The 24,247-nt window shown below is 72.3% G+C and carries 19 protein-coding genes; 10 read left to right on the top strand and 9 right to left on the bottom strand.

The annotated features are described in order from the left end of the window. Nucleotides 1-11: 11 nt before the first annotated feature. The 4 genes from ACFZDA_RS29505 to ACFZDA_RS29490 form a co-directional block, all read right to left on the bottom strand. Entirely contained in the window at nt 12-401 is a 390-nt protein-coding gene (locus ACFZDA_RS29505) for a hypothetical protein (protein ID WP_391087415.1), read from the bottom strand. Between the two features lie 43 nt (nt 402-444). Continuing rightward, entirely contained in the window at nt 445-1,506 is a 1,062-nt protein-coding gene (locus tag ACFZDA_RS29500; RefSeq protein ID WP_391087412.1) for a helix-turn-helix domain-containing protein, read from the bottom strand. 657 nt (nt 1,507-2,163) lie between these two features. Further along, entirely contained in the window at nt 2,164-3,696 is a 1,533-nt protein-coding gene (locus ACFZDA_RS29495) for an SPFH domain-containing protein (RefSeq protein WP_391087411.1), read from the bottom strand. Between the two features lie 104 nt (nt 3,697-3,800). Next, a complete protein-coding gene (locus tag ACFZDA_RS29490) occupies nt 3,801-4,316 on the bottom strand; it encodes a hypothetical protein (protein WP_391087409.1) in 516 nt (171 codons plus the stop codon). Nucleotides 4,317-4,674: 358 nt separating this feature from the next. Between ACFZDA_RS29490 and ACFZDA_RS29485 the strand changes: the two genes are divergently transcribed. The 6 genes from ACFZDA_RS29485 to ACFZDA_RS29460 all read left to right on the top strand — a co-directional run bounded on the left by ACFZDA_RS29485 (nt 4,675) and on the right by ACFZDA_RS29460 (nt 13,960). Beyond that, complete coding sequence (locus tag ACFZDA_RS29485; protein ID WP_391087406.1) at nt 4,675-6,627, top strand: NAD-binding protein; 1,953 nt, start codon at nt 4,675-4,677, stop codon at nt 6,625-6,627. A gap of 363 nt (nt 6,628-6,990) precedes the next feature. Continuing rightward, nucleotides 6,991-8,526 (top strand): amino acid carrier protein, encoded by a 1,536-nt coding sequence (locus ACFZDA_RS29480; protein ID WP_391087403.1) that lies wholly within the window; start codon nt 6,991-6,993, stop codon nt 8,524-8,526. A 333-nt stretch (nt 8,527-8,859) separates the two neighbouring features. Beyond that, nucleotides 8,860-10,155: a Na+/H+ antiporter NhaA gene (gene nhaA, locus ACFZDA_RS29475; protein ID WP_391087400.1), complete on the top strand. Its 1,296-nt coding sequence runs from the start codon at nt 8,860-8,862 to the stop codon at nt 10,153-10,155. Between the two features lie 460 nt (nt 10,156-10,615). After that, nucleotides 10,616-11,995, top strand: coding sequence for a potassium transporter TrkG (locus ACFZDA_RS29470; protein ID WP_391087398.1), 1,380 nt, complete (start codon nt 10,616-10,618; stop codon nt 11,993-11,995). After that, a complete protein-coding gene (locus ACFZDA_RS29465) occupies nt 11,988-12,707 on the top strand; it encodes an NAD-binding protein (RefSeq protein WP_391087395.1) in 720 nt (239 codons plus the stop codon). Before ACFZDA_RS29470 ends, ACFZDA_RS29465 begins: the two co-directional genes overlap by 8 nt. A gap of 257 nt (nt 12,708-12,964) precedes the next feature. Then, nucleotides 12,965-13,960 (top strand): oxidoreductase, encoded by a 996-nt coding sequence (locus tag ACFZDA_RS29460; protein WP_391087392.1) that lies wholly within the window; start codon nt 12,965-12,967, stop codon nt 13,958-13,960. A gap of 58 nt (nt 13,961-14,018) precedes the next feature. Here ACFZDA_RS29460 and ACFZDA_RS29455 read toward each other — a convergent pair whose 3' ends face one another. From ACFZDA_RS29455 to ACFZDA_RS29445, 3 genes are all read right to left on the bottom strand, one after another. Further along, a complete protein-coding gene (locus tag ACFZDA_RS29455) occupies nt 14,019-14,552 on the bottom strand; it encodes a winged helix-turn-helix transcriptional regulator (RefSeq protein ID WP_391087389.1) in 534 nt (177 codons plus the stop codon). 67 nt (nt 14,553-14,619) lie between these two features. Then, entirely contained in the window at nt 14,620-17,058 is a 2,439-nt protein-coding gene (locus ACFZDA_RS29450) for an FtsX-like permease family protein (RefSeq protein WP_391087387.1), read from the bottom strand. Continuing rightward, nucleotides 17,052-17,777 (bottom strand): ATP-binding cassette domain-containing protein, encoded by a 726-nt coding sequence (locus ACFZDA_RS29445; RefSeq protein ID WP_391087384.1) that lies wholly within the window; start codon nt 17,775-17,777, stop codon nt 17,052-17,054. The genes ACFZDA_RS29450 and ACFZDA_RS29445 overlap by 7 nt, the downstream gene beginning before the upstream one ends. Before the next feature lie 178 nt (nt 17,778-17,955). Here ACFZDA_RS29445 and ACFZDA_RS29440 point away from each other — a divergent pair, with 178 nt between their 5' ends. The 4 genes from ACFZDA_RS29440 (at nt 17,956) to ACFZDA_RS29425 (ending at nt 22,236) form a co-directional block, all read left to right on the top strand. Further along, nucleotides 17,956-19,227 carry a sensor domain-containing protein gene (locus ACFZDA_RS29440; RefSeq protein WP_391087382.1) on the top strand — a complete coding sequence of 424 codons (1,272 nt, stop codon included), beginning with the start codon at nt 17,956-17,958 and terminating at the stop codon, nt 19,225-19,227. Continuing rightward, nucleotides 19,217-19,876 carry a response regulator gene (locus tag ACFZDA_RS29435; protein WP_391088086.1) on the top strand — a complete coding sequence of 220 codons (660 nt, stop codon included), beginning with the start codon at nt 19,217-19,219 and terminating at the stop codon, nt 19,874-19,876. The genes ACFZDA_RS29440 and ACFZDA_RS29435 overlap by 11 nt, the downstream gene beginning before the upstream one ends. Nucleotides 19,877-20,048: 172 nt before the next feature. Continuing rightward, nucleotides 20,049-20,738, top strand: a complete 690-nt coding sequence (locus ACFZDA_RS29430; RefSeq protein ID WP_391087379.1) for a ScbR family autoregulator-binding transcription factor — start codon at nt 20,049-20,051, stop codon at nt 20,736-20,738. Between the two features lie 157 nt (nt 20,739-20,895). Then, on the top strand, nt 20,896-22,236 hold the full coding sequence (locus ACFZDA_RS29425; protein ID WP_391087376.1) for a cytochrome P450: 1,341 nt from the start codon (nt 20,896-20,898) through the stop codon (nt 22,234-22,236). Here ACFZDA_RS29425 and ACFZDA_RS29420 read toward each other — a convergent pair. Then, complete coding sequence (locus ACFZDA_RS29420; protein WP_391087374.1) at nt 22,181-23,116, bottom strand: NAD-dependent epimerase/dehydratase family protein; 936 nt, start codon at nt 23,114-23,116, stop codon at nt 22,181-22,183. The two genes, ACFZDA_RS29425 and ACFZDA_RS29420, sit on opposite strands and share 56 nt — an antisense overlap. Further along, the gene (locus ACFZDA_RS29415; protein WP_391087371.1) at nt 23,113-24,153 is read right to left on the bottom strand and encodes a ScbA/BarX family gamma-butyrolactone biosynthesis protein; all 1,041 of its coding nucleotides are present in this window, start codon (nt 24,151-24,153) and stop codon (nt 23,113-23,115) included. Before ACFZDA_RS29415 ends, ACFZDA_RS29420 begins: the two co-directional genes overlap by 4 nt. Nucleotides 24,154-24,247 lie beyond the last annotated feature (94 nt).

Here is a 24,247-nt window from a genome sequence, read left to right as displayed (position 1 = left end):
AACCGGGCCGGCTATGGTCCGGCGGTCGGCGGTGCCGGAAGGGTCGCCGTGTCCGGAGCGCTGTCGGGGGGCTGGGACATGAAGTCGCCGGTGCTCGGGCTGGGCGTGACGTGCTGCTCCTCCACCGTGGGGTGGATCGTCCACCACAGCACGGCCACCAGACCAACGATGCACACACCACCGACGAACAGCCCGACCGGCGGGCGTCGCGGTGACCGCACCAGGCGCAGGCTCAGCCAGCCGACGCATGCCCCGGTGAAGACCGCGATCGTCGGGGTGAGGTCGCCGTTCTTGTACGTGATCAGGAGGGCGTCGTAGTCGGTGAAAAACGCCAAGAGCGTGGCGTGGAGCACGGCGATGACCGCGCACGCTCTTTCCAGCAGGCGCAACATCTCCGACACCACCTCCAGTAACTTCCTTGCCGGCCCGAGACGGTCACCCAGGTCAGACCTCGTTGCCGGGCCAGCCCAGCAACCGGGCGCCGATGACGGCGGTCTGCAGGGTGTAGCGGTGGACGGGGTCGGCCGGGTTGGTGCCGGTGAGCTTGTGGATGCGTTCCAGGCGGTAGGTCAGGGCCCGCACGCTGAGGCGCAGGCGGCGTGCCGATTCGGCCGAGACGCATCCGGAGTCGAAGTACGCGGTGAGGGTGTCGAGGAGCGGCTGGGCGCCGCCGCGCGCCGCCTGGAGCGGGCCGAGGGCGTTGTCCACGAGGTCGGCCATGGCCTGCCGGTCGCGGGTGAGGACGGGGTAGACGAGCAGGTCGGCGGAGCGCAGCACCGGCTCCTCGAGTTCCAGTCGGTCCGCCAGGTCGAGGGCGTTGAGGGCCTCCTCGTAGGAGTGGACGACCCCGCCGGCGCCCGGGTGGATCCGGCCGAGGGCGACCCGGCCACCGTCGGTGGCCGCGTGTGCCTGCTTGGCGAAGAACGCGAGCACGTCGCCCTCGTCACCGGGCGCGATGCAGACCAGGCGACCGTCCTTGGTGGTGAGCAGGATGCGGCGCTCTCCGAACCGGGCGACCAGGGCGCTCTCCACCTGCCGGGTCGCCGGGTGCGTGTCGTCGACCGGCGTGGTGCCCTGGGCGACGGCGACCGCGTGGGCGCGGGAGAGGAGCAGGCCGAAGCGTTCCGCCCGTTCGGCCAGGCGGCCCAGGTCACTTCGGCCGTAGAGCAGGTCGTCGATGAACTCCCGCCGCGCGGCCTCTTCCTGCCTCACCGCGAGTTTCTGGGACCGTTCGTATCCTTCGGCGAAGGCGTCCACCGCCTGCTCCACGGCGGCGAGCACACGGTCGGCACCGGCGGGCGACAGGGCGGGCGAGAGCTCGCGGGCCGCGGCCAGATGCCGGCGGACCAGAAGACGTAGTCCCAGGCCCGCCTCCGCGGCGCGTTCTCCCCGGGCACGCAGGGACTCCAGCTCGTTCCGGGTGAGGCGACGGCCCGTGGCACAGACGTCGGCCAGGATCCCGGCATAACCCTCCAGGTACTCGTCGGGTATGGCTGACCGCGTCACGCGACCTCCTCGATGTTGTTGTTGCTCCGCCGGCGTTTCCCACGTGCAGCGGACCAGAGTGACAGACGTCCGGCCGAACCCCTTTCGCACCTCACCCAGTGCCGCCCGCACGTCCCGCCCGGTGGCGCGACGACCCCGCCGCTTCGGGGGTCTCCGGCCCACCACATCGCTCCCCGGGGCTCGGGGTTGGCCAGGTGGTGCCGCGTTGCCACGGTGCGCACGGACAGCGGAATCAGAGTTCCGTCCGCCGAGTGACGCAGCACCACCCGTGGCGGCCCTTGGCTCGGCGGGATGGCGACCGCACCGCCGGCCATCCACGCACGCACAGAACACGGCGAGTGCGCGGAGCCAGCCGATGCCGGCCTCGTCCGCGCCCGGTCCGACGGCCGGCCCGACGACGACGGCCGTGATCCCGGTGCCGGGCCGGCGCCAGGCCCGCCGACGGTGGTCGGCGACCGCGGGCGCGGTCGCGGGGAGGGCGAGAGCGGTCGTCATGTGCGTGCCGGGGGGTGTGTCAGACATACGGGCGCCTTCTCTTCACCACCTCTCCTGGTTCGGAGGTGTCGCGCCGGGCGTGCTCGGGAGGACTTCGTTGCGGAACCGCGCGAGGGCCCGGCGACTCGATGCCGCGCGGGCCCTTGCGCCGGCTGCCTGCTCTCAGCCGATCTGGATCTTTCCGTTGGCCTCGGCGGTGGCCGGCGTGGTCGAGGGCTGGACGTCGTCGTTGCGCTGGGTGATGCTCTTCAGCAGCTCGGCGAGGTCGACTCCCGTGGTCGAGCTGAGGAGTTCGACACCCTGGGCCACGTTGTCGGCGACGGTGCGGGACAGCTGGCTCGCGCCGTCGGTGGAGATGACCGTCATCTTGTCCACCGCGCTGAGCGGCTCGGACGCCTTCGCGACCACCTGCGGCAGCACCTCGACGAGCATCTGCAGCACGGCCGCGTCGCCATACTGGGAGAAGGCGTCGGCCTTCTTCCGCATCGCCTCGGCCTCGGCCTCACCCTTCGCGCCGATCGCCGCCGCCTCGGCCTCGCCCTCCAGCCGCACCGCCTCGGCGATCGCCGCACGCCGGGACCGCTCGGCCTCGCCCTGCTTGAGACCCTCGATCGCGTGCGCCTCGGCCAGCGCGCTGCGCTGCTGCTTCTCGCCCTCACCCGTGAGCCGGGCCCGCTCGGCCTCCGCCTGCGCGGCGGCGATGGCGGCCAGCCGCTCCGCCTCGGCCTGCTTGACGCGAGCCACGCGCTTGGCCTCCGCCTCCTGCTCGGCTGCGTACCGCTGGGCGTCGGCGGGCTTGCGGACCTGAGTGTCGAGCTGACGGTCAGTCAGTTCGGCCTGCCGCTCGGCGACCTTCTCCTGCTGGGCGAGGATCTCCTGCTGACGCGCTGCCTCAGCCAGCGGGCCGGCGGCCGCAGCCCGGGCCGCGGCCTCATCGGTCTCGGCCTTGATCTCGGCCTGCTTGAGGGAGAACGTCCGCTGCGCGATCGCGATCTCCTCCTCGGCCTTCAGCCGCGCCTGCTCGGCCGCGCGCCGGGCGACCGCCTCGGCGATGTCGGCCTCCTGCTTGGCGCGGGCCGCCTCGGGCCGGCCGAGGTCCTCGAGGTAGGAGCCCTCGGTGGTGATGTCCTGGATCTGGAAGGCGTCCAGCACCAGGCCCTGCCCGGACAGGCTCGCCTCCGCCTCTTCCGCCACCTGTCCGGCGAACGCGGCCCGATCGCGGATGATGTCTTCCACCGACATCCGGCCCACAATGGCCCGCAGCGCGCCGGAGAGCACCTCCTGGGTGAAGCCGACGATGCCGTCCTGCTGCATCAGGAACCGCTGGGCGGCGGCGCGGATGGCGTCCTCGGTGCCGCCGACCTTGACGATGGCGACGCCCTCCAGGTTGGCCTTCACACCGCGCAGAGTGACCGCGCCGCGCACCGCGACGGGGATGTGCCGCGAGGACAGGTCGAGGGCGAACCTCTGCTGCACGAACGGCACGACGAACACGCCGCCGCCGACCACGACCTTCTGGCCGCTGTTGTCGGTGAACACCCGCCCGGTCTCCGGATCGGTGGCCTTCTTGCCGCGGCGGCCGGTGACGATGAACGCCTCGCTGGGGCCGGCGACCTTGTACCGGCTGACGACGACGAGCGCGAGCAGCACGAGGAGTACGACGACTCCTCCCGCCGCGATGGCGACAGAGCTCATGGTGATGTCCCCTCAGCCCTCCCTGAGGACGGCATTCGGTAAAGGATGTGTGGATGACAACGGCACCGTCGGCCGGGTGCCGGACGGGAGGACCGTTTCGCCGGTCAGCGTTCGACCGGGCGTACGGACACCGCCGACTGCGACAGCGCCTGCTCGACCCAGATGTCGGCTCCCCGGGCCACGGCCACCGGGCTCTTGGCCGCGAACTTCCTCGGCTGTCCGGCCAAGTGCACCAGCACCTCGCCGTAGCCCTCGGCGGGGATCGCGGTCACCACCGAGCCGGACGCGCCGATCAAGTCGGCGTCACGTGGAGCGGCGCCGGAGGAGTCACGCATCAGAGCCCGGCTGAGCCGGTAGGCGAACCAGCCGGTGAGGACACCGGCCGGCACTCCGATCACCGTGGCTCCCACCGGGCCCAGTCCGGTTGTCCCCATGGCGATCGCCCCCGAGAAACCGAGCATGGACGAGAACCCGGCGATCACGGGTAGCGACAGCAGCCCGTCGAGCAGACCCTCCACCACGGCGACTCCGTCGAGCAGTCCCTCCAGTACGCCGTCAAGAACGAACGACAGGGCGAGGAGGACGACCCCCGTTATGCCGAGCCCAAGAAACCAGGCCATCCGCACACCGCCTCTCCTCGCCCTTCCCCCGTTGTCGCAGGCATCGTCACACGCGGACACCGGGCGGGACATTGCCTGATTCCGGCAATCTTTACGCGGCTTTAATGCCGTACCCCGAACAGTCGGACGGTCGGCGGGCGAAGCCCTGCCGGTGCTCTGTGACACCGCGTCAGGAACCTGTACCGTTCCCAGCGGTGTGCCGGGAAGTCTGGTCGGCGATCTTGACGGAAGAAGGCGGAGAAGCTTCGCCGAACGGGGGTCCCGGCATGGTGCTCAAGACGGTCTTCGGAGTGGTCCTGGGTGGGGTACGCGCCCCTGCGCGGTTTCTCATCCGCCTGAGCCGGGGGTGCCGTACGGCATGATCACATTCCCTCAGCCCGCGCCCGGCCTGCCGCGTCCGGGGCACATGATCGTGTGCGGGGACGACGCGCTCGCCGATCGGCTGGCCGCCGAACTCGCCACGGTGTACCGGGAGCGGGTCACTCTCGTCGTACCGCCCTCGCAGCGGCCCGGCTCCACCACCGGAAGGGCGCGCGCCGCCGCGCTGCTCGGCCGAATACAGGCCGCCATGAACCGCACGGAGGACTCGGCCGATTCCGGCGCCACCGGCACAGCGCGCGTCGTCGAGACCGCCGTCCTCGACGAAGCCGCCCTGGCCGAGATGGGCGTGCGTGAGGCCGCCGCGCTGGCGCTCGTGCATGACGACGACGAGACCAACATCCACGCCGCGCTGGCCGCCCGCCGCCTCAACCCCCGGCTGCGCCTGGTCATCCGCCTCTACAACCGCAAGCTCGGACAGCACCTGGAAGAACTCCTCGACCAGGCCGCCACCCTCGCCGTCCCCGGCCTGGACCCCGAGGCCCTGGACACCTCCACCACCGTCCTGTCGGACGCCGACACCGCGGCACCCGCACTCGCGGCCACCGCCGTCGCGGGCACCAGCAAGGTCGTCCAGGCCGACGGACTGCTGCTGCGCGCCGTGGAACGCACTCCACCCGGTCACGGCCGGGTCGCCGATCCAGGCCTGTGCACCCTGGCCCTGCTGTCGTCGACCACCAACGACCCGGCCGGAGCGGAAGGTTCGGACGCCAGCGGCCGGGAGGCGCCGATTCTGCTCCCGGACGACGACACGGTCGCGGGCGCCACCGGGCGCGGCACGGTGGTCCTCGAAACGGTCACGCACACGGCTTCCGGTTCCGCACAGCGACGGCTGGCGGGGCGCGGACTGCCGCTCGGCTCGCTGTTCTCGCGCCGGCTGCGCTGGTCACTGGCCGGGCTCCTGGGCTGCGTCCTGGGGGTGGCCGTCGCGACCTGGCTGACCACCGGCGACCACCCGCTGCACGCCGCCTACCTCACCCTTCTCGACCTCTTCGCGATTGGCGATCCGGCCCTTGACGAGCCCACCGCACGTCAGGTGCTCCAGCTCCTCGCCGGACTGGCCGGCCTGCTGCTCATGCCCGTCCTGCTCGCGGCCGCCCTGGAGGCGCTCGGCACGTTCCGCACGGCCTCCGCGCTGCGCCGGCCACCCCGTGGCCTGTCCGGCCACGTCGTCCTGGTCGGCCTCGGCAAGGTCGGCACCCGGGTCCTGGCCCGTCTGCGGGAGCTCGACATCCCCGTGGTGTGCGTCGAGGAGGACCCGGAAGCGCGCGGCATCCCGCTCGCCCGCCGGTTGCGCGTCCCCACCGTCCTCGGCGACGCCACCCAGGAGGGCGTACTCGAGGCCGCGAAGATCCACCGGGCGCACTCCCTGCTGGCCCTCACCAGCCACGACACCATCAACCTCGAATCCGCCCTGTACGCACGCTCCGTCAAACCGGACCTGCGGGTGGCCCTGCGCCTGTACGACGACGGCTTCGCCGCCGCTGTCTACCGCACCCTGCGCACCGCCCACCCACGCGCCCTCACCCGCAGCCGCAGCGTCTCCACCCTCGCGGCCCCCGCCTTCGCCGGGGCCATGATGGGCCGCCAGGTCCTCGGGGCCATACCCGTCGAGCGCCGCGTCCTGCTCTTCGCTGCCCTCGGTGTCGCCGGGCACCCGCAGTTGGACGGGCGCACCATCGCCGAGTCGTTCCGTCCGGGCAAGTGGCGCGTTCTGGCGCTGGACACGGCCGAACCGGGCGAGCGACTGCCGGACCTCGCCGCCACACCGGCGCACCACGGCGCCGACCGTCCCGGCGGACTCGTATGGGAACTGCACCCCGGCTATGTCCTTCGTCCCGAAGACCGCGTGGTACTCGCCGCGACGCGCCAGGGCCTGGCCGAACTCCTCGGCCGTCCGTCACGGCTGGGGGCGCGGACCACTGACGCATGAGGCGTGTCTTCGCCGAACCGGCGCCCACCACGTCGAAGCGGTCGCACCAGACGCCCGGCCCCGCATAACGGTCCGATATCGCTCGCTGGCATTTTCGCCCGCGACTGTGAGTTATGTGACTTGAGTCACTAAAGACATGGCAAAGGTCGTGGTAGAACTGCGCAACTCCGCAGGTGGCACCGCTCGACGCCACAGGGCGGAGCGGTCGGCATGCACCTGCGGCACGACCCGGGTGATCACTATCCGCATCCGCGGACACGCCCACCCAGCGTCGCCGATCGGACAACGGCGTTCGTTCAGAGACCGCACATCGACCGGCGGCACGTCCCCGTGTCCCGGGCTCGCACCATTGAGGTAGCAACTGTGTCAATCGACTCCGTCACCCAAAACGTCGACGAAGCCGTCAGCGATTTCTTCGAACCGATAGCCAAGTGGCTCGGAGAAATCGTCTTCTACGCGGTTCCCGTCGGCGGAACGGATCTTCCCCTCATCGTCGCCTGGCTCGTGGTCGCCGGTCTCGTCTTCACCGGCTGGTTCGGGTTCGTGCAGATCCGCAAGTTCAGGCTCGCGCTCGACGTGGTGCGCGGGAAGTACGACGAGAAGGGGTCGGCCGGCGAGGTCAACCACTTCCAGGCCCTGACCGCCGCCGTCTCCGGCACGGTCGGCCTCGGAAACATCGCGGGTGTGGCCGTCGCCGTCTCCATCGGCGGTCCCGGCGCCACGTTCTGGATGATCCTGTGCGGCCTGCTCGGCATGGCCACCAAGTTCGTCGAGGTCACCCTCGGCGTGAAGTACCGCGAGGTGCACGCCGACGGCACGGTCTCCGGCGGCCCGATGCACTACCTCCCGAAGGGCCTCGCAGAGCGCTTCGGCAGCGGCGGCGCCAAGCTCGGCAAGGCGCTCGCCGTCCTCGCCTCGATCATGGTCCTCTTCTTCGGACTGTTCGGCGGCAACCTCTTCCAGACCAACCAGAGCTACGCGCAGGTCGCCTCGACCTTCGGCGGCGAGGACGGCTTCCTGGCCTCCTCCGCCGGTGCCGTCCTCTTCGGCCTGGTCGTCGCCGCGCTGGTCGGTCTCGTGCTGCTCGGCGGCATCCGCTCCATCGCCTCGGTCACCAGTCGGCTGGTGCCCGCGATGGCCGGCATCTACATCGTGGCCTGCCTGGTCGTCATCCTGGGCAACGTCGCCCACGTGCCGGACGCCTTCCAGACCATCCTGCGGGGTGCCTTCGAGGCCGACGGCGTCGCCGGCGGTGTGCTCGGTGCCCTGATCATCGGTTTCCAGCGCGCCGCGTTCTCCAACGAGGCCGGTCTCGGCTCCGCTCCGATCGCCCACTCCGCGGTCAAGACCAAGCACCCCGCGAGCGAGGGTCTGGTCGCCCTGCTGGAGCCGTTCATCGACACGGTCGTCATCTGCACCATGACCGCGCTGACCATCGTCATCGCCAACCCGGCCAGCTGGGGCGAGGCCCGCGCCGGCGAGAGCATCGGCGGCGTCACCATCACCTCCGACGCCTTCGAGACCGTACTGCCCTGGTTCCCGGCCGTGCTCACCGTCGCGGTGCTGCTGTTCGCCTTCTCCACGATCCTGACCTGGGGCTACTACGGCCTCAAGGCCTGGTCGTACCTGTTCGGCAAGAGCAAGGCCAGCGAGACCGTCTTCAAGGTCGTCTGGAGCCTGTTCGTGGTCCTGGGCGCCCTGATGTCCCTCGACTCGCTGATCAGCCTCGCCGACTCCGCGCTCTTCCTGCTGTCGGTCTTCAACATCATCGGCCTGTACCTGCTCGCCCCGGTCGTCAAGCGCGAACTCGCCTCCTTCCTGGAGTTCGTCCGCGCCCGCAAGGCCGGTGAGATCAGCGACGGCGAAGACCAGGAGCCGGTGCAGACCAGGAGCCGGTGAAGACCACCGTCTGACCGCCCCCGGCGGCCCGGCTCCGGTACGGGCCCGTGCTCACCTCGCGCCTTGGTGAGTACGGGCCCGTACGCCTGCCGCTCGATCTGCCCGGTGAACGCGTGCAGCACCTTCGTGATGCCCGGCAGGCGCCTCGCCCGAGTACGTGACCGAGTCCGCTGCCTGCCGGTTTGCGGCGGACGAGGTGGGGGTGGGCCAGACCGGACACTGCGGTTAGGGTGTAAAGAACGCGTCAAGAAGCTCGCGGGGTGTGCCGGGAAGTCTGGTCGGCGTCCGTGGGGCCGTGCGCCCATTTCGCCGACGCTCCGGAGGTTCGCCGCCTTGGCCGCCACCCCGCCCCGCACCCCGTTCCTCGGTCGTCCCTCCTGGCCCGAACGGCAGGCCGTGGCCCGGGCCCTGCGCACCGAGACGGTGGGCGGCCTCGTCCTGCTGGCCGCCGCCGTGGTCGCGCTGGTGTGGGCGAACACTCCGCTCAGCAGCGCGTACACCACCATCCGCGACTTCCACTTCGGCATACCCGCACTGGGACTGGACCTCTCGGTCGGCCACTGGACCTCCGACGGACTGTTGACCGTCTTCTTCCTGGTCGCCGGGATCGAGTTGAAGCGGGAACTGGTCGTCGGCTCGCTGCGCACCCCGGCGACGGCGGCGCTGCCCGTCATCGCCGCCGTGTGCGGCATGGCCGTGCCCGCCGCCTTCTACGCCGTCACGGTCGCGGCCGGCGGCGGCAGCATGGACGGCTGGGCGGTGCCGATGGCCACCGACATCGCCTTCGCCCTGGCGGTCCTGGCGGTCATGTCCACCCACCTGCCGACCGCCCTGCGGGCCTTCCTGCTGACCCTCGCGGTGGTCGACGACCTCGGCGCGATCTTGATCATCGCCGTCTTCTTCACCTCGGACCTCAACTACTGGGCGCTGGCGGGGGCGCTTGCCGGGCTGATCGTCTTCTACGTCCTGCAGTGGCGGCGGGTGCGGGGCTGGTGGTGGTACGTGCCGCTCGGGGTGGCGATCTGGGCGCTGCTGTACAACGGCGGCATCCACGCCACGGTCGCGGGAGTCGCCATGGGCCTGATCCTGCGCACGGTCCGCGACCAGGACGAGAAGGAATCACCCGCGGAATACACCGGACATCTGCTGCACCCCCTCTCCGCCGGTCTGTGCGTGCCGCTGTTCGCACTGTTCGCCGCCGGGGTGAGCGTCTCCGGCGACGCGCTGGGCGAGGTGTTCACCACCCCGGAGCCTCTCGGCGTGATCGCCGGGCTGGTCGCGGGCAAGATTCTCGGCGTCTTCGCCGGAACATACCTCGCCGCCCGCTTCACCCGCGCGCGGCTCAATCCGGACCTGGCCTGGGCGGATGTCCTCGCCCTGGCGACCCTGGCCGGAATCGGCTTCACGGTCGCCCTACTCATCGGCGAGCTGGCCTTCCCCGGCACGGCCGTCGGCGAGCACGTCAAAGCCGCCGTCCTGATCGCCTCGCTCACAGCTGCCCTGCTGGCCGCCCTGCTCCTGCGCCGCAGGAACACTGTCTACCGGCGCCTGTACGAGGAGGAAAACCTCGACGAGGACGCCGACGGCATCCCGGACATCTACCAGCGCACCGAAGCGGGTGGCGCATGACCTGGCCACCACCGCGCCGTCGCCTGCTCACCGCAGCGGCGGAACTGCTGTTCCGCATTCCGGCAACCATGGCCGCCGTGTAGGGCCGCCGGAGGGTGAGGTGCCTCAGTTGTGTCCGCGGTCGGTCGGTGACCCCAGTCCTCGGCGTTGACCGGGGCGCCGCAGACGCAGGAACCGGCCGCAAGCCGGGGCGTACAGCCACGCGCTGGCGCGGCGCCGGACGCTGGCACTGCGGATCTGCCACCTGCGCCGGGCCGGTCTGATGCCGCGGCCGCTTCCTGCACACGCAGGGCACCGCGCAGCAGGTCCTGGCCGCCTACGCGCACGATCACGGAAGTCGCTGAGCAGGGCATGCTCACCGGGCGCGACCCACGGGTAGGGTGTGCGGCCGGGATCTTGATGAGCACTTGACGCCGGTGGACAAAGGCAGCGACCGTCGGGCAGAAGGGGGAGGGGAGCCATGGCGGGCCTGGCGACGCGGTTGCGGTCCTGGTCGTCGCTGCTCACCGCCCACCCCGCCCGCTCGGTTGTCCTGGCGTTCGCGATGGTGGTCCTGCTTGGCGCTGCGCTGCTGTCCCTGCCCTTCGCCGCGGAGCGGGGTTCCTCGCCCGGTTTCGTGACCGCGCTGTTCACGGCCACCTCGGCAGTGTGCGTGACGGGTCTGGCCGTGGTGGACACCGGAACGTACTGGAGCGGCTTCGGTGAGGGAGTGATTCTCACCCTGATCCAGGTCGGCGGCTTCGGCATCATGACCCTGGCTTCACTGCTGGCGGTGCTGATCTCGGGCCGGCTTCGGCTGCGCATGCAGCTGACTGCACAGGCGGAGACCAAGAGCCTGGGCATCGGTGACGTTCGGCGCGTCCTTCTCGGCGTCGCCGGCACGACGCTGATCGTCGAACTCGCGGTGGGCGCCATGCTGTCGCTGCGCTTCCGGTACGGCTACGGCGAAGACATCGGCAGCGCCGTGTACCTCGGCTACTTCCACGCCGTGTCAGCGTTCAACAACGCCGGTTTCGGGCTGCACGCCGACAGCCTCACCCGCTGGGCCCAGGACCCCTGGGTGACCCTGCCCATCGCCGCCGCGGTGATCCTGGGAGGCCTCGGTTTCCCGGTGTTGCTGGAACTGATGCGCCACCGCCGCCGGCGCCGTACGACGGGGCATCGCACCTGGAGCCTGCACGCCAAACTCACCCTGAGCACCACCGCCGTCCTGCTCGTCGCCGGAACGCTGCTGACCTGCCTGCTGGAATGGACCAACCCCGGCACGCTCGGACCGCACACCACGGCGGGCAAGATACTCGACGGCTTCTTCCACTCCGCCATGAGCCGCACGGCCGGCTTCAACGCGATCGACGTCGGCGCGCTGCACTCCTCGACGCTGCTGATGACGTGTGTGCTGATGTTCATCGGCGGAGGGAGCGCCGGTACCGCGGGCGGCATCAAGGTCACCACCTTCGCGGTGCTGCTCGCCGCGATCCTTGCCGAAGTGCGCGGCGAGCCCAACTCCACGGTGCTGGGCCGCCGTCTGGCACCGCACGCGCTGCGCCAGGCCCTGACGGTGGCGCTGCTCGGGGTGGGCCTCGTGATGGGCTCGACGCTCGTCCTGCTCACGCTTACCGACAAGCCCATGGACGCCGTGCTGTTCGAGACCGTGTCCGCCTTCGCCACCGTCGGTTTGTCCACCGGAATCACCGCCGACCTGCCCATGGCCGGGCAACTGCTGCTGGTCGTCCTGATGTTCGTCGGCCGCCTCGGCCCCATCACGCTCGTCTCGGCCCTCGCCCTGCGCGAGCGCACCCGCCGTTATGACCTGCCAGAGGAGCGACCCGTCATTGGTTAACAAGCTGCATGCCCTGCGCCGTCGCCACCGCAAGCGTCCGACGGAGGCCGACGCCCGTGGTGGTGACCAGCGCGTCGCCGTCATCGGACTCGGCCGCTTCGGCTCCTCGCTGGCCAGCGAGCTGATGCGGCGCGGCTGGGACGTCCTCGGCATCGACACCGACGCCCGACTCGTCCAGAAGTACAGCGACGGGCTCACCCACGCCGCCGTCGCCGACTGCACTGACCCGGAGGTGCTGCGCCAGCTCGGCGTGCACGAGTTCACCAGCGCTGTCGTCGCCATCGGCACCGACATCGAGGCGTCCATCCTGGTCAGTTCCAACCTGCTGGAGGCAGAGGTGCCCAACATCTGGGCCAAGGCCATCAGCCGTCAGCACGGCCAGATCCTCGAGCGCCTCGGTGTGCACCATGTCGTCCTGCCCGAGCACGAGATGGGCGAACGCGTCGCCCACCTGGTCACCGGCCGGATGCTGGACTTCATCGAGTTCGACGACGACTACGCGCTGGTGAAAACCGTCGCCCCGGACATCGCCACCGGGGTGCCGCTCGGCCAGAGCCAGGTCCGCAGCCGGTACGGCGTCACCGTGGTCGGCATCAAGCGGCCGGGAGAGGGCTTCACCTACGCCACCGCCGAGACGGTCGTCCAGCAGGGCGACGTCATCGTCGTCACCGGCAAGACCCGCGCGGTGGAGTCGTTCGCCGAGCTCAGCTGAAGCCCCGTTGGGGATCGTGCTGATTGCCTGTCGTGCCGCGAAGGTCTCGCGGCCGCCCTGGCCGAAGCCGCCTACCCCCCCGGCTGACCCCCGCCGGGCTAACGTATGCCGTCCCGAACAAAAGAACGGAATTCGGCATGGCGCACCATGGGTGGGGACGACAGGGGTCGAATGGGCCGCAAGGACCGCACGGTCCGCAGGGGCCACACGGTCCCTACGGCTGGGGCGGCTGGCAGCCGCCACCGCCCAGACCGGGCGTGATACCGCTGGCACCGCTCGGGCTCGGGGCCGTCTACAGCGGTGCGTTCTCCGCGATGGGGCGGTACGCGCGGCAGTTGTTCGGCGCGATGGGTGCGGGCCTCGCCCTGCTCTTCGCCGCGGCGGCCGGCGCGTTCGCGCTGGCCTACCTCAGCGTCGAGGACGACTGGCAGGTGCTGATCCGCGCCGACGAACCGACCTGGGCCATGGCCAGACCCATCGTGATCTCCGTCGTGGTGGTGTACGTGGTGCTGATGCTGCTCACGCTGCTGGTGAACTCGTTCCTCTCCGCTGTCAGCCCGGCGGTCCTGGAACACGCCGTGCTGGGCCGGCGCACCACCTTCGGTGCGGTATGGCGCCGGGCCTGGGCCCGTACACCGTCGGTGCTCGGCGTCACACTCCTCATGTATCTGCTGATCGCGATCCCGGTCGTCCTCTTCTTGCTGGTCTGGATCAGCCTGATCGCCCTGCTGGTGGCGGCCGAGAGCCCCCTGATGGCGCCGGGGCTCGTGTTCCTGCTCGGGCTGCTGGTCCTGCCCTTGGTGACCTGGCTGGTGGTGTCCTTCTCGTTCGCGCCGGCCGCCGCGGTCCTTGAGTCGGCCGGCCCGATCACCGCGCTGAAGCGCTCTTTCCGGCTGGTCCGCGGTGCCTGGTGGCGCACGTTCGGCATCCTGCTGCTCACCTGGGGCATGGTGGCCGTCGGAGGGTGGATCGTGCAGATTCCGCTGCTGTTCGCCGGTCCGCAGCCCTCGTACGACGCCTACGGCCCCTACGACGAACCGCCCGCCGACTTCGGCGAGTTCTTCACCCATGTGTACGGCGACGCGCTGCCCGGCCTGTGGACCTATCTGGTCCTCACCGTCGTCGTCACGCTGGTGATACAGCTGCTCGCCACCGCCTTCATACAGCTGGTCAGCACTCTGCTCTACATCGACCAGCGCATCCGCCGCGAAGGCCTCGGCGAGAGCCTGGCCCGGGCGGCCGGCCACCGGTAGACCGGCCCTCACGGTCTTCGCCACGGGTCAGGTCCGCCGCCGTCCGCCCCCGGCGCTCTCAGGCCTGGTCGGTCCGGGCGTCCCCCAGCGTCCGGCCGGGGGCGAAGCGTTCGCGTACGGCGGGGTCGTCGAGGAGGCGGGGCGGGTAGCCGGGGCCGGTGCGGGCGGTGATGTCCTGGTGGCGCAGCGGCTCGCCGCAGGAGGAGCAGACGACGCGGGCCTCGGTGTCGTGGTCGCAGGGCGTGTGGTGCAGGACGACCGGGGCGCCTTCGTCGCCGGCCAGCCAGCGGTCGCCCCAGGCGTTGATCGCGGCGAGGACGCCGAAGAAGTCGCGGCCCTTGTCCGTCAGCAGGTACGCGTGGCGGACCGGGTCGCTCTGGTAGGCCTGGCGTCGCAGCAGGCCCTCGGACTCCAGGCGCCGCAGCCGGTCGGTGAGGGTGTTGCGGGCGATGCCGAGCGAGCCGATGAAGCCGTCGAAGCGGGATTCACCGTAGAAGACCTCGCGCAGCACCAGCAGGCTCCAGGCGTCGCCGAGGATGTCGGCGGTGCGGGCGATGGAGCACGGCCAGGTGTCGAACGAGGTCCGTTTCACGGCTGCCAGGTTATCGGTTGCGTCATGAGATGGACCCGGCCGCGTGGCGTCCCCGGCCCTCGGGGCGTCACTCCCGCATGCCCGCCGGTTCCGCGGGGCGGCGGCGCAGGGCGAGGGCGGCCGGGATGAGCGCGAAGGTCACGGCGAGCAGGGCGCAGAGGGCCGTCGTCGTGCCGAGGGCCTGCCAGGGGAGCCCGATCGTGACCGGGGCGGACAGCAGGGCGAGGGCGCCCGCCATGCCGGCCAGGTTGACGGCGGCGACCAGGAGGCCGAGGAGGGCGCCGGCCGTCACGACGGTCAGGGCCTCGGCGCCGGTCAGCCGCAGGACCTGCCACCGGGTGGCGCCGGCCAGCCGCAGTACGGCCAGGTCGCGGGTCCGGTCCGACGTCGCCATGACCATGGTGTTGGCGACGGAGATGCCCGTGTAGAGGAGGGCGATGCCGAGGACCAGCAGGAGTCCGAGGCGGGTGGTGCGGGCGGTCTCGGGGTGGGTGGCCCGGATCCATTCCGCCCGGGTGAGGACCTGGCCGTTCCCGGTGCCGAGTGCCCGGTGGAGGGCGGTGGCGACGGTCTCCGGGTCCGCGCCGGAGGCCAGGGCCACCTCGATCCGGTCGACCGTGGCGCCCGGGGCGTTGCGCGGGGTGACGTAGACGCCGTTGTCGCCGGTGCCGGTGGGCATCACCGCGGCGATGCGCAGGGTGCGCGGCGTTCCGTCGCCGAGCCAGACCCGGACGCGGTCGCCCACCCGGTGCCGCTGCCACTCCTCGTTGACGATGATCGAGTCGTCGTCGAGGTCGCCCACCGCGCCGGCGGCCAGGGGCAGGCGGGTGGTGGCCGCGAGGGGGCCGGGCGCGGCGGCGCGGGCCTCGGAGCGGATGAGGGCCACGCCGTCCTCCAGGACGTGGACGGCCGTCGAGGACGTCGGTGACAGCTCGGTGCCCGGGACGGCGCGCAGTCGGCGCAGGGCGGCGGCGTCGAAGCCGGTGCCGGCCGGCGGGGTCACGACGAAGGCGGCGGTGGTGCGCTCACTCGTCTCGGCGGTCCGTGCCCGGTCCAGGGTCGCGGTGGCGCCGAGGAGGGAACCCGCGAGGGCGACGGTGACCAGGACGGGCGCCGCGAGCGCGGCGGTGCGGCGCGTCCCGGTGGCGGTGTTCTCGCGGACCAGCAGGGCGCAGGGGCCCGGCAGCCAGGTCAGCAGCCGGGTCAGGGGGCGCAGCACGAGCGGGGAGAGCAGGGCGGCCGCGGTGATCAGCAGCATCGGGCGGCCGATGTAGGTCTTGCGGTGGAGGAGGCCGGCCGGGTCGCCGGTCAGGGACAGGCCCAAGGTCACCGCGGCCGTCAGCAGCAGGGCCGTGCCGCACAGCAGGCGGCCCCGGGTGATGATGCCGCTCTGCGCGGCGGCCTCGCGCAGCGCCTCGGTGGGGCCGGTGCGGCCGGCCCGCCAGGACGCCGCGGTCGCTCCGCACAGCGCGACGAGCAGGCCGGTCCAGAAGGCCGCGTGGTACGGCCAGGTGTGGTCGCCGATGGTGAACCAGGCCGGGGCGAGATCGTTGGCTACGACCCAGGCCGCGAGGCGTGGTGCTCCGTGGGAGCCGAGGGCGCAGCCGGCGGCCGAGGCGAGGGTGCCGACGGCGAGGGCTTCCACGAGGACGGTCCGGCGGATCTGGCCCGGGGTGGCCCCGGCGGTGCGCAGCAGGGCGAACTCCCGGCGCCGCTGGGCGACCGCGAAGGCGAAGGTCGACGCCACGACGAAGACCGACACGAAGGCGGTGACGCCGCCGGCGGTGCCGAACAGGGAGTTCATCGCGGTGAGCGCCTCGCCGTCCCGGCCGGGGTCGGCGTCGGCGAGGCGGCGCGCGGTCCCGGTGAGGACCTGGGCGCTGCCGCCCACCGCCTCCCGCACGGCTGCCGGGTCGGCCTCGACGGCCAACTGTCCGACCGAAGGGGACAGTCGGGCCGCGCGGGCGTCGGTGAAGAACACGGCGTTCTCGAAGCCGCGCGAGGTGAGTGTGCCGACGACGCGTACCGGGCCCCGGTCGGTGGGGAGGCGTTGGCCGGGGCGTGCCCAGTCGCCGGTGACGGCGACCTCGCCGGCGGTGCGGGGGGCCCGGCCGGCGGTGAGGCCGTAGGGGGCGAAGGCGGCGGTGGACCAGGGGTGGCCCACCAGGTCCGAGGGCGCGGTTGGTATGCGGACGGCGAAGGACCTGTCCGCCACGACCCGGCCCAGTCTCCGCAACGCCGCGACGGTCGCGGCCGGGACCGGGCGCGGGTGGGCGAGCCAGGAGACGCGGTCGCCGGCCGGGGTCGGTACGCGCAGCGTGTCCTGGCTCTTGACGACCACCGGCGCCGCCGCGAAGCGTTCTGGGGCGCGCTGCGGGGCGTCGGCCGACGAGGCGAGGGCCAGGCCCGTCACGGTCAGCAGTGCCACGCCCAGCGACAGCGCGACGAAGCTGCCGGTGAAGGTGGCCCAGCGGGTGCGCAGGGTGCGCAGGGCGACGCTCAGCACGGCACGGCCTCCAGACGGGTCATGCGCGCGGCGACGGTGTCGGCGCTCGGAGCGGTCAACTCGCCGTGGACGCGCCCGTCGACGAGGAAGACCACGCGGTCGGCGTGGGCGGCGGCCACCGGGTCGTGCGTGACCATGACGACCGTCTGGCCCTCGCGGTCGACCATGCCGCGCAGCAGCCCGAGCACCTCGCGGCCGGTCCGCGTGTCCAGGGCGCCCGTCGGTTCGTCGGCGAACAGCACGTCGGGGCGGGTGATCAACGCCCGGGCCAGGGCGACGCGTTGCTGCTGGCCGCCGGAGAGCCGGGAGGGTCTGTGCCGGGCCCGTTCGGCGAGACCGACCTGCTGGAGCGCCTGGCGCACCCGGGCCTTCGGTACGCGCCGGCCGGCCAGCCGCAGGGGCAGGGCGACGTTCTGCTCGGCGGTCAGCGAGGGCAGCAGGTTGAACGCCTGGAAGACGAACCCGACGCGCTCGCGGCGCAGCAGGGTCAGCCGGCGCTCGCTCAGCCCGGTCAGGCCGGTGCCGGCGAGGGTGACCGAGCCGGAGGTGGGCCGGTCCAGGCCGGCGGCGCACTGGAGCAGGGTCGACTTGCCGGAGCCGGAGGGGCCCATGACGGCGGTGAAGGTCCCGGCGGGGAACGCCAGACAGACCTCGTCGAGTGCGGTCAAAGGGCCGTATGCCCTGGTGACGGAGTCCAGCCGGATGGCGTCGGGTGTCATGGGTTCCCCCTGGTGTCGGTGTCGCTTCCACCTGGTGTCGGTGTCGCTTCCACGAAACCGGGCGGGGGCGGGCCGGCGCAGTGCGGCGGGACCTAGACCTGGGGTAGGGCCAGGCATACCCTCCGGCCTCCGCCTGAACCCATGGCCGGGGCCACGGCCCGCTTCTACGGTGATCCCCATGCATCCTCGGAACGTGTGGCAGGCCATGTCCCGCCCCGGTTATCTGCTGCGGGCGTGGCCGTGGCGGTCGGCCGGATACCTGCTCACCGGCGCGGTGACCGGTGCCGTCGTGCTCGTGGGGCTCGTGGTCTCGGTGGCGGCCGGCGGGGTGCTCGCCCTCGCGCTGGTGGGGCTGCCCCTGCTGCTGGGGACGGCCCTGGCGGGCATTCCGGTGGCGGCTCTGGAGCGGTTCCGGCTGCGCCTGGTCGACGCGGAGCCGGCGTCCGGCCCGCACGAGGCGCCCGGGGAGCCGGGGCTGCGGGCCTGGCTGACGACCCGGCTGCGGGAGCGGGCCACCTGGCGGGAGCTCGGCCATGCCCTGCTGTTCGCGGGCCTGTTGTGGCCGGTCGACGCTCTCGCGTTCACCGCCTTCCTGCTGGGGCCGCTCTCCGTGCTGGCGACTCCGGTGCTCATGGCCGTCTTCGGAGAGGCGAAGGTGCTCAAGGTGTGGCTGGTCACCACCTGGCCGGCCGCCGCCGGGTGCGCCGTCCTGGGGCTGCTCCTGCTCGCCCCGGGCGCCTACCTGCTGGGTGTCGCCGCCGGTGCGCGGGCCGGGCTGGCCCGGCTGCTGATCGCCCCGGGCGAGGCCGACCTGGGGGCCAGGGTGGTCGAACTGGCCCGGTCCCGGGTGCGGTTGGTGGACGCCTTCGAGGCGGAACGGCGGCGGATCGAGCGCGATCTGCACGACGGGGCGCAGCAGCGGCTCGTCGCCCTGACGATGACGCTCGGCCTGGCCCGGCTGGACGCCCCGCCCGGACCGCTGGCCGACCAGCTCGCCAAGGCCCATGAGCAGGCGGGCACGGCCCTCGCGGAACTGCGCGAACTCATCCACGGCATCCATCCCAAAGTCCTCGCCGACTACGGCCTCGAAGCCGCCGTCGCCGACGCCGCCGACCGCTCGGCCGTGCCCGTGGACGTCGACCTGGAGCTGCCCGGGCGGCTTTCCCAGGCCGTCGAGGCCGCCGCGTACTTCGTGGTGTGCGAGGCGCTCGCCAACGTGGGCCGGCACAGCGGGGCGAGCCGGGCGGAGGTGAGCGGCGGGCACCGTGACGGCCGGCTGGTCCTGCGGATCCGCGACGACGGGCGTGGCGGTGCGCGGGCCCGGGAGGGCAGCGGGCTGACCGGACTCGCCGACCGGGTGTCGGTGCTCGATGGCAGACTCTCCCTGTCCAGTCCGCCCGGCGGACCGACCCTGCTGCGTGTGGAGATCCCTTGTGGCCCTGCGAGTTGAGCGACCGCTGCGGGTGGTCCTGGCCGAGGACAGCGTGCTGCTGCGGGACGGGCTCGTCGGGCTGCTCGGCCGCTGCGGACACGAGGTCGTCGCGGCGGTGGGGGACGCGGGGGCACTGATCGCCGCGGTCGGGGAGCACGCCCCCGACGTGGTGGTGACGGACGTGCGGATGCCGCCCGGCTTCCAGGACGAGGGCCTGCACGCGGCCGTACGGCTGCGCCAGGAGCGGCCCACGCTGCCCGTCCTGGTCCTCAGCCAGTACGTGCAGCGCCGCTACGCCGCCGAGCTGCTGGACTCCGGTGACGGCACGGGCGTCGGCTATCTGCTCAAGGACCGCGTCGGCCAGGTCGAGGAGTTCGTCGAGGCGCTCGGCGAGGTGGCCGACGGCGGCACGGTCGTCGACCCCGAGGTCGTACGGCAGTTGCTGCGCCGCCGCCGCGATCCGCTGGAGCGGCTCACCCCGCGGGAGCGGGAGGTGCTGGCGCTGATCGCGGAGGGCAGGTCCAACAGCGCGATCGCCCGCGAACTGGTCGTCTCCGAGGCGGCCGTCGGCAAGCACATCTCCGGCATCCTCACCAAGCTGGACCTGCCACCGGCGGACGAGACCCATCGCCGGGTGCTGGCCGTGCTGGCGTATTTGCGGTCGTAGGGGGTGGGCGGCCGGCCACTCGACGGCTCTTGGCCGCGAGGTGCCCGGCGTTCCCCGCGGAGGGAGGTTCCGCCGCGCCCTGACCAAGGCCCCTGGCTCATCGGCGCGTTGTGGAAAAACCAGCGAGTTGGTTTCATTGCGTCGCCATCAGAGCCCTCCACGGGAGCCAGGGGTGACCAAACAGGACCGGGCCGTCCGGACCCGTCTCGCGCTGATCCGGTCGGCGGCCGAGCAGTTCGAGGCACGGGGATACGTCCGGGCCAGCCTCGCGGAGATCAGCGCGGGGGCCGGCGTCAGCTCCGGGGCGCTGCACTTCCACTTCGCGAACAAGGCCGCCGTGGCCGAAGCCGTCGAGCACGCGGCCGCCCGTGCCCTGCGCGAGATCGCGGTCCGGGGCCGTGGCGGCGACGGGTGCGCCCTCCAGCGCCTCGTGGACGTCTCGCACCACGTCGCCCGGCTGCTGTGCGCCGACACCGTGGTGCGCGCGGGGCTGCGGCTCAACGCCGAGGCGGTCACCGGGCGGGCGCGTGACCTGCGCGGGGAGTGGCGGGAGTGCGTGCAGGAGCTGCTGGCCGAAGCCGAGAGCAGGGGCGAACTCGCCGCCGGGATGCCACCGCACCGCTCCAGCGCGGTCGTCCTCGCCGCCACGACCGGCATCGAGGTGCTGGCCCGGGAGGACCCCTGCTGGCTCGCGCGCCCCTCGCTGACCGACCTGTGGCACCTGCTCCTGCCGTGCGTGGCCGCACCGCACCTGGCCGGTGCGCTGGACCCGGCCGGGACCGAGCCGGACTCCGGCAGGGAACCGGATGAGGGGGACGGGGCGTTGGAGGAGTCGGGCCGGGCGGGGCTCGCGCTGCGGTAGAGGGCGTCCCGGGACGGCGCCCGGAGGTACGCGCCGCCCGGGCTCCCCCTGTCCGACAGCGAGTGAACTGGTGGTCAAAACAAACCGGATGCCAAGTTTTCCCGTCACACGGACCGCACGATGGATCCCCAGCCTCTGGACCAAGGAGCGATGAGTCATGGCACAGCAGGCCTGCCCCTTCCTGGCGATCGACCCGTCCGGCCAGGACCTGTACGGCGAGATATCCCGGATCCGCGCCCAGGGACCGGCCGTGGAGGTGGAACTCCCGGGCGGCGTACGGGCGTGGTGGATCAACGGCCTGGAGCTGAACAAGCGGCTCCTGGCCGGCCCCGAGACGAGCAAGGACGCCTTCCAGCACTGGCCGGCCTGGATCAACGGGGACATCTCCCGCACCTGGCCGCTCGCGATCTGGGTGTCGGTGCGCAACATGGTCACGGCCTACGGCGCCGACCACAGCCGGTTGCGCAGGCCGATGGCCGCCGCCTTCACCAAGCGCCGCGTCGACGCGCTGCTGCCGCGCGTCCAGGAGATCGTCGACCGGGCGCTGGACGGCCTGGAGCGGATCCCCGAGGGCGAAGTCGTCGACCTGCGGGCGGCGTTCGCGGCGCCGGTACCGCACGAGGTGGTGTGCGAACTCTTCGGCGTACCGCCGGGTGAGGACGGTCCGCGGGCTGCCCTCTACCGCATCATCAACCGCTTCTTCGACACGGCGATCACCCTGGAGGACGCCCAGGCGAACGGAGTCGAGCTGTACGGCACGCTGACCGCGTTCCTCCAGTACAAGCGCGAGCACCCGGCCGACGACCTGACGACGGCCCTCATGGCGGCGCACGACGAAGGCAGCCTCAGCGAACAGGAGTTGATGGACAACCTGATCCTGCTGCTCACCGCGGGCTTCGAGACGACCGTCAACCTCATCGACAACACCGTGCACAGCCTGCTCGCCCACCCCGACCAGCTCGCACTCGTCCGCTCCGGGCAGGTGACCTGGGAGGACGCCATCGAGGAGTCGCTGCGCTTCGAGGCACCCGGAGCCATGTCGGGGCTGCGCTACGCCGTCGAGGACATCGAGATCGAGCCAGGTCTGACGATTCCGAAGGGTGATCCGGTCGTGGTCTCGTTCGCCGGCGCGGGGCGCGACCCCGAGCGGCACGGCCCGGACGCCGAGCGGTTCGACGTCACCCGGTCCACCAGCCGCGACCATGTCTCCTTCGGCCACGGCGTGCACCACTGCCTGGGCCGGCCCCTGGCCATGGCCGAGGCGACGGTGGCCCTGACGTCGCTGTTCGACCGGTTCCCGCGGCTGGCCCTGGCCGATCCGTCCCGGCCTCCGCGGCGGCTGCGGTCCATCATCTCCACGGGCCACCAGGAGCTGCCCGTGCTGCTGCACGGCCGCGATCCCGGTCCGCAGACGGGTCCGCGTCCGCAAGAGGCCGAGGCGATCAGGAAGCTTTCCGGCCTTGGAGGAACGAGCGGTACCAGGGTGCCGAGCGCCTGAATCCGGCCGCGAACCCCTCGCCGGGCGAGCAGTCGAGGTCCTTCCAGAAGGTGTCGTCCGCGAACCAGTGGTCGACCGTGACCATGCCGAGGTGGTGCAGGGCGAGCGGTTTCCCGGCGGCCCGCTCCAGGGCGGTGGCGACGTCCACCGCCGCACCGCCGCCGGGCTCCGCCGACAGTGTGCGCACGGCCCCGAGCAGGTCCGGGACCGCCACCGGCTCGGGGTGGTTGACGTGGTGCACACCGCCGTCGTGCGCCGGGGACAGGGTCGCGGCCACCACCGCACGGCCCAGGGTGCCGACGTCGATCATCGACTGGAGCGCCTCGCAGCCGGTGAGGGCCGTCGCCGACAACTCGCCCAGCAGCCAGACCAGTCCGGGGACGACCCACCGGTCGCCCTCGCCGTACACGAGGTGCGGGCGCAGCACCAGGCCGCCCGCGTCGAGGACGTGCCGTTCGGCGGCGGCCCGGGTGCGGCTGGTGGCCGACGCGGGCGCGATCGGCACCTCCCCGGGCCGGACACCGCGGAAGGGGCCCCGGCCGTACACGGCGGCCGTGCTCACGTACACGATCCGGCGCACCCCGGCGCGCACGGCCTCCTCGACCAGGGCCCGTGTGCCCAGGTCGTTGACGGCCTCGACGGCCGCGGCGTCGCCGTCGATCCGCGTGGCGCAGTGCACCAGGACGTCGGCGCCCGCGCAGACGCCGCGCAGGGAGGGCGGGTCGCCCAGGTCGCCGTGGACGAACGCGCCGGGGCCGGCTTCCGGTGGCGTACGGCGTGACAGGTGCCGTACGCGGACGCCGGGTTGCCGGTGCGCGGCGGCGGCGACCCGGCTGCCGACGAAGCCGCTCGCGCCCGTGATCAGAAGGTCGACCGTCACGACAGGGACCGTACCCGGGCCGGCTGCGCGCAGGTCAGCGTGGCGCTGAAGACCGGCTCGCCGTCCTGCCGACCCGAGACCCGTACGGTCGTCTCCCCCGGATCCGCCGACGCTTCGTCGAGCACCTCCGTCTCGATCCAGCAGGGGCTGTGCAGTTCGGCGTACCGGGAGAAGGCCGCCGTCATCGAGCGGGGCAGGAAGGGGTGCCGGCCGGTCGCCGCGGTCGCCGCCTGGCGGGCCGCCTCGAACAGGACCATGCCGGGCACGTGGTCGTTGGGCCGCGGGAAGAGCACCGGGTGGCCGGTGTCCACGCGCAGCCGCCAGACGCCGGGGCGGTCGGCGGGGGCGAGGACGACGTCCTCGGCGCGGGCGCGGCCGGCGAGTTCCGGTGCGATGCCCGGCAGCAGCGGCACCGGGGTACCCAGTTCGGCCAACTGCTTGGCGCGCAGGCGGCGGTAGGCGGGCGGCGAGGTGCAGCCGGTGCTGCCGGTGCCGCGGGCGACGAAGCGTCCCGCGCGGCGGAACTCCATCGTGGTGCGCATGCTGCTCAGGCCGCGACCGCGACGGCGTATCTCGGAGCACACGACGTCGACCTCGACCGGTTCGGCCGCGTCGGCCAGCAGGAGCGCGGACGGGTCGGTGTGGACCGTCAGGTCCCACATGACGAAGTGGGTGTCGGCGGGGGCGCCGAACTCGGCGTGCGCGAGCACCATCGAGGCCTGCCGCAACGTTTCGCCGACGATCATCGGGTCCTGGTGAAGGTCGTCCACCGGGCCGAAGAAGGCGTGTGCGGCCGGCCAGTGAGCGGTGAAACGGAAGCGGGTTTCGGAGATTCGGCGCCACCGGGCGGGGAAGACGTCTGCTTCGGTGGTGCGGTGGGCGAGTTCCTTGGTGACCGGGACGGTCTCGGGGGCTCCGGGGTCTCCGGGGGCTTCGGGAGGTTCCGTGGGGTCGCTGGCTGCGGCGTGTGGCGCGTTCTCGACGGCCGCGGTGGTTCTGTTTGCCGGACGGCCCTCCTGTCCGGTCTGATCGTCCATGGGTGCGCTTAAAGGTTCTGACTGCGGCATGAGAACCCCCAGGATCAGCTGCCTGGCTGAGGTCGGCGTTTGACTAAGATACGGACGAGCCGGT

It is taken from the genome of Streptomyces sp. NPDC007991, assembly GCF_042958445.1.
Taxonomy (GTDB): Bacteria; Actinomycetota; Actinomycetes; order Streptomycetales; family Streptomycetaceae; genus Streptomyces.
Note: the sequence above shows the minus strand (reverse complement) of the source record. Positions and strands in the feature narration are given on the sequence as shown.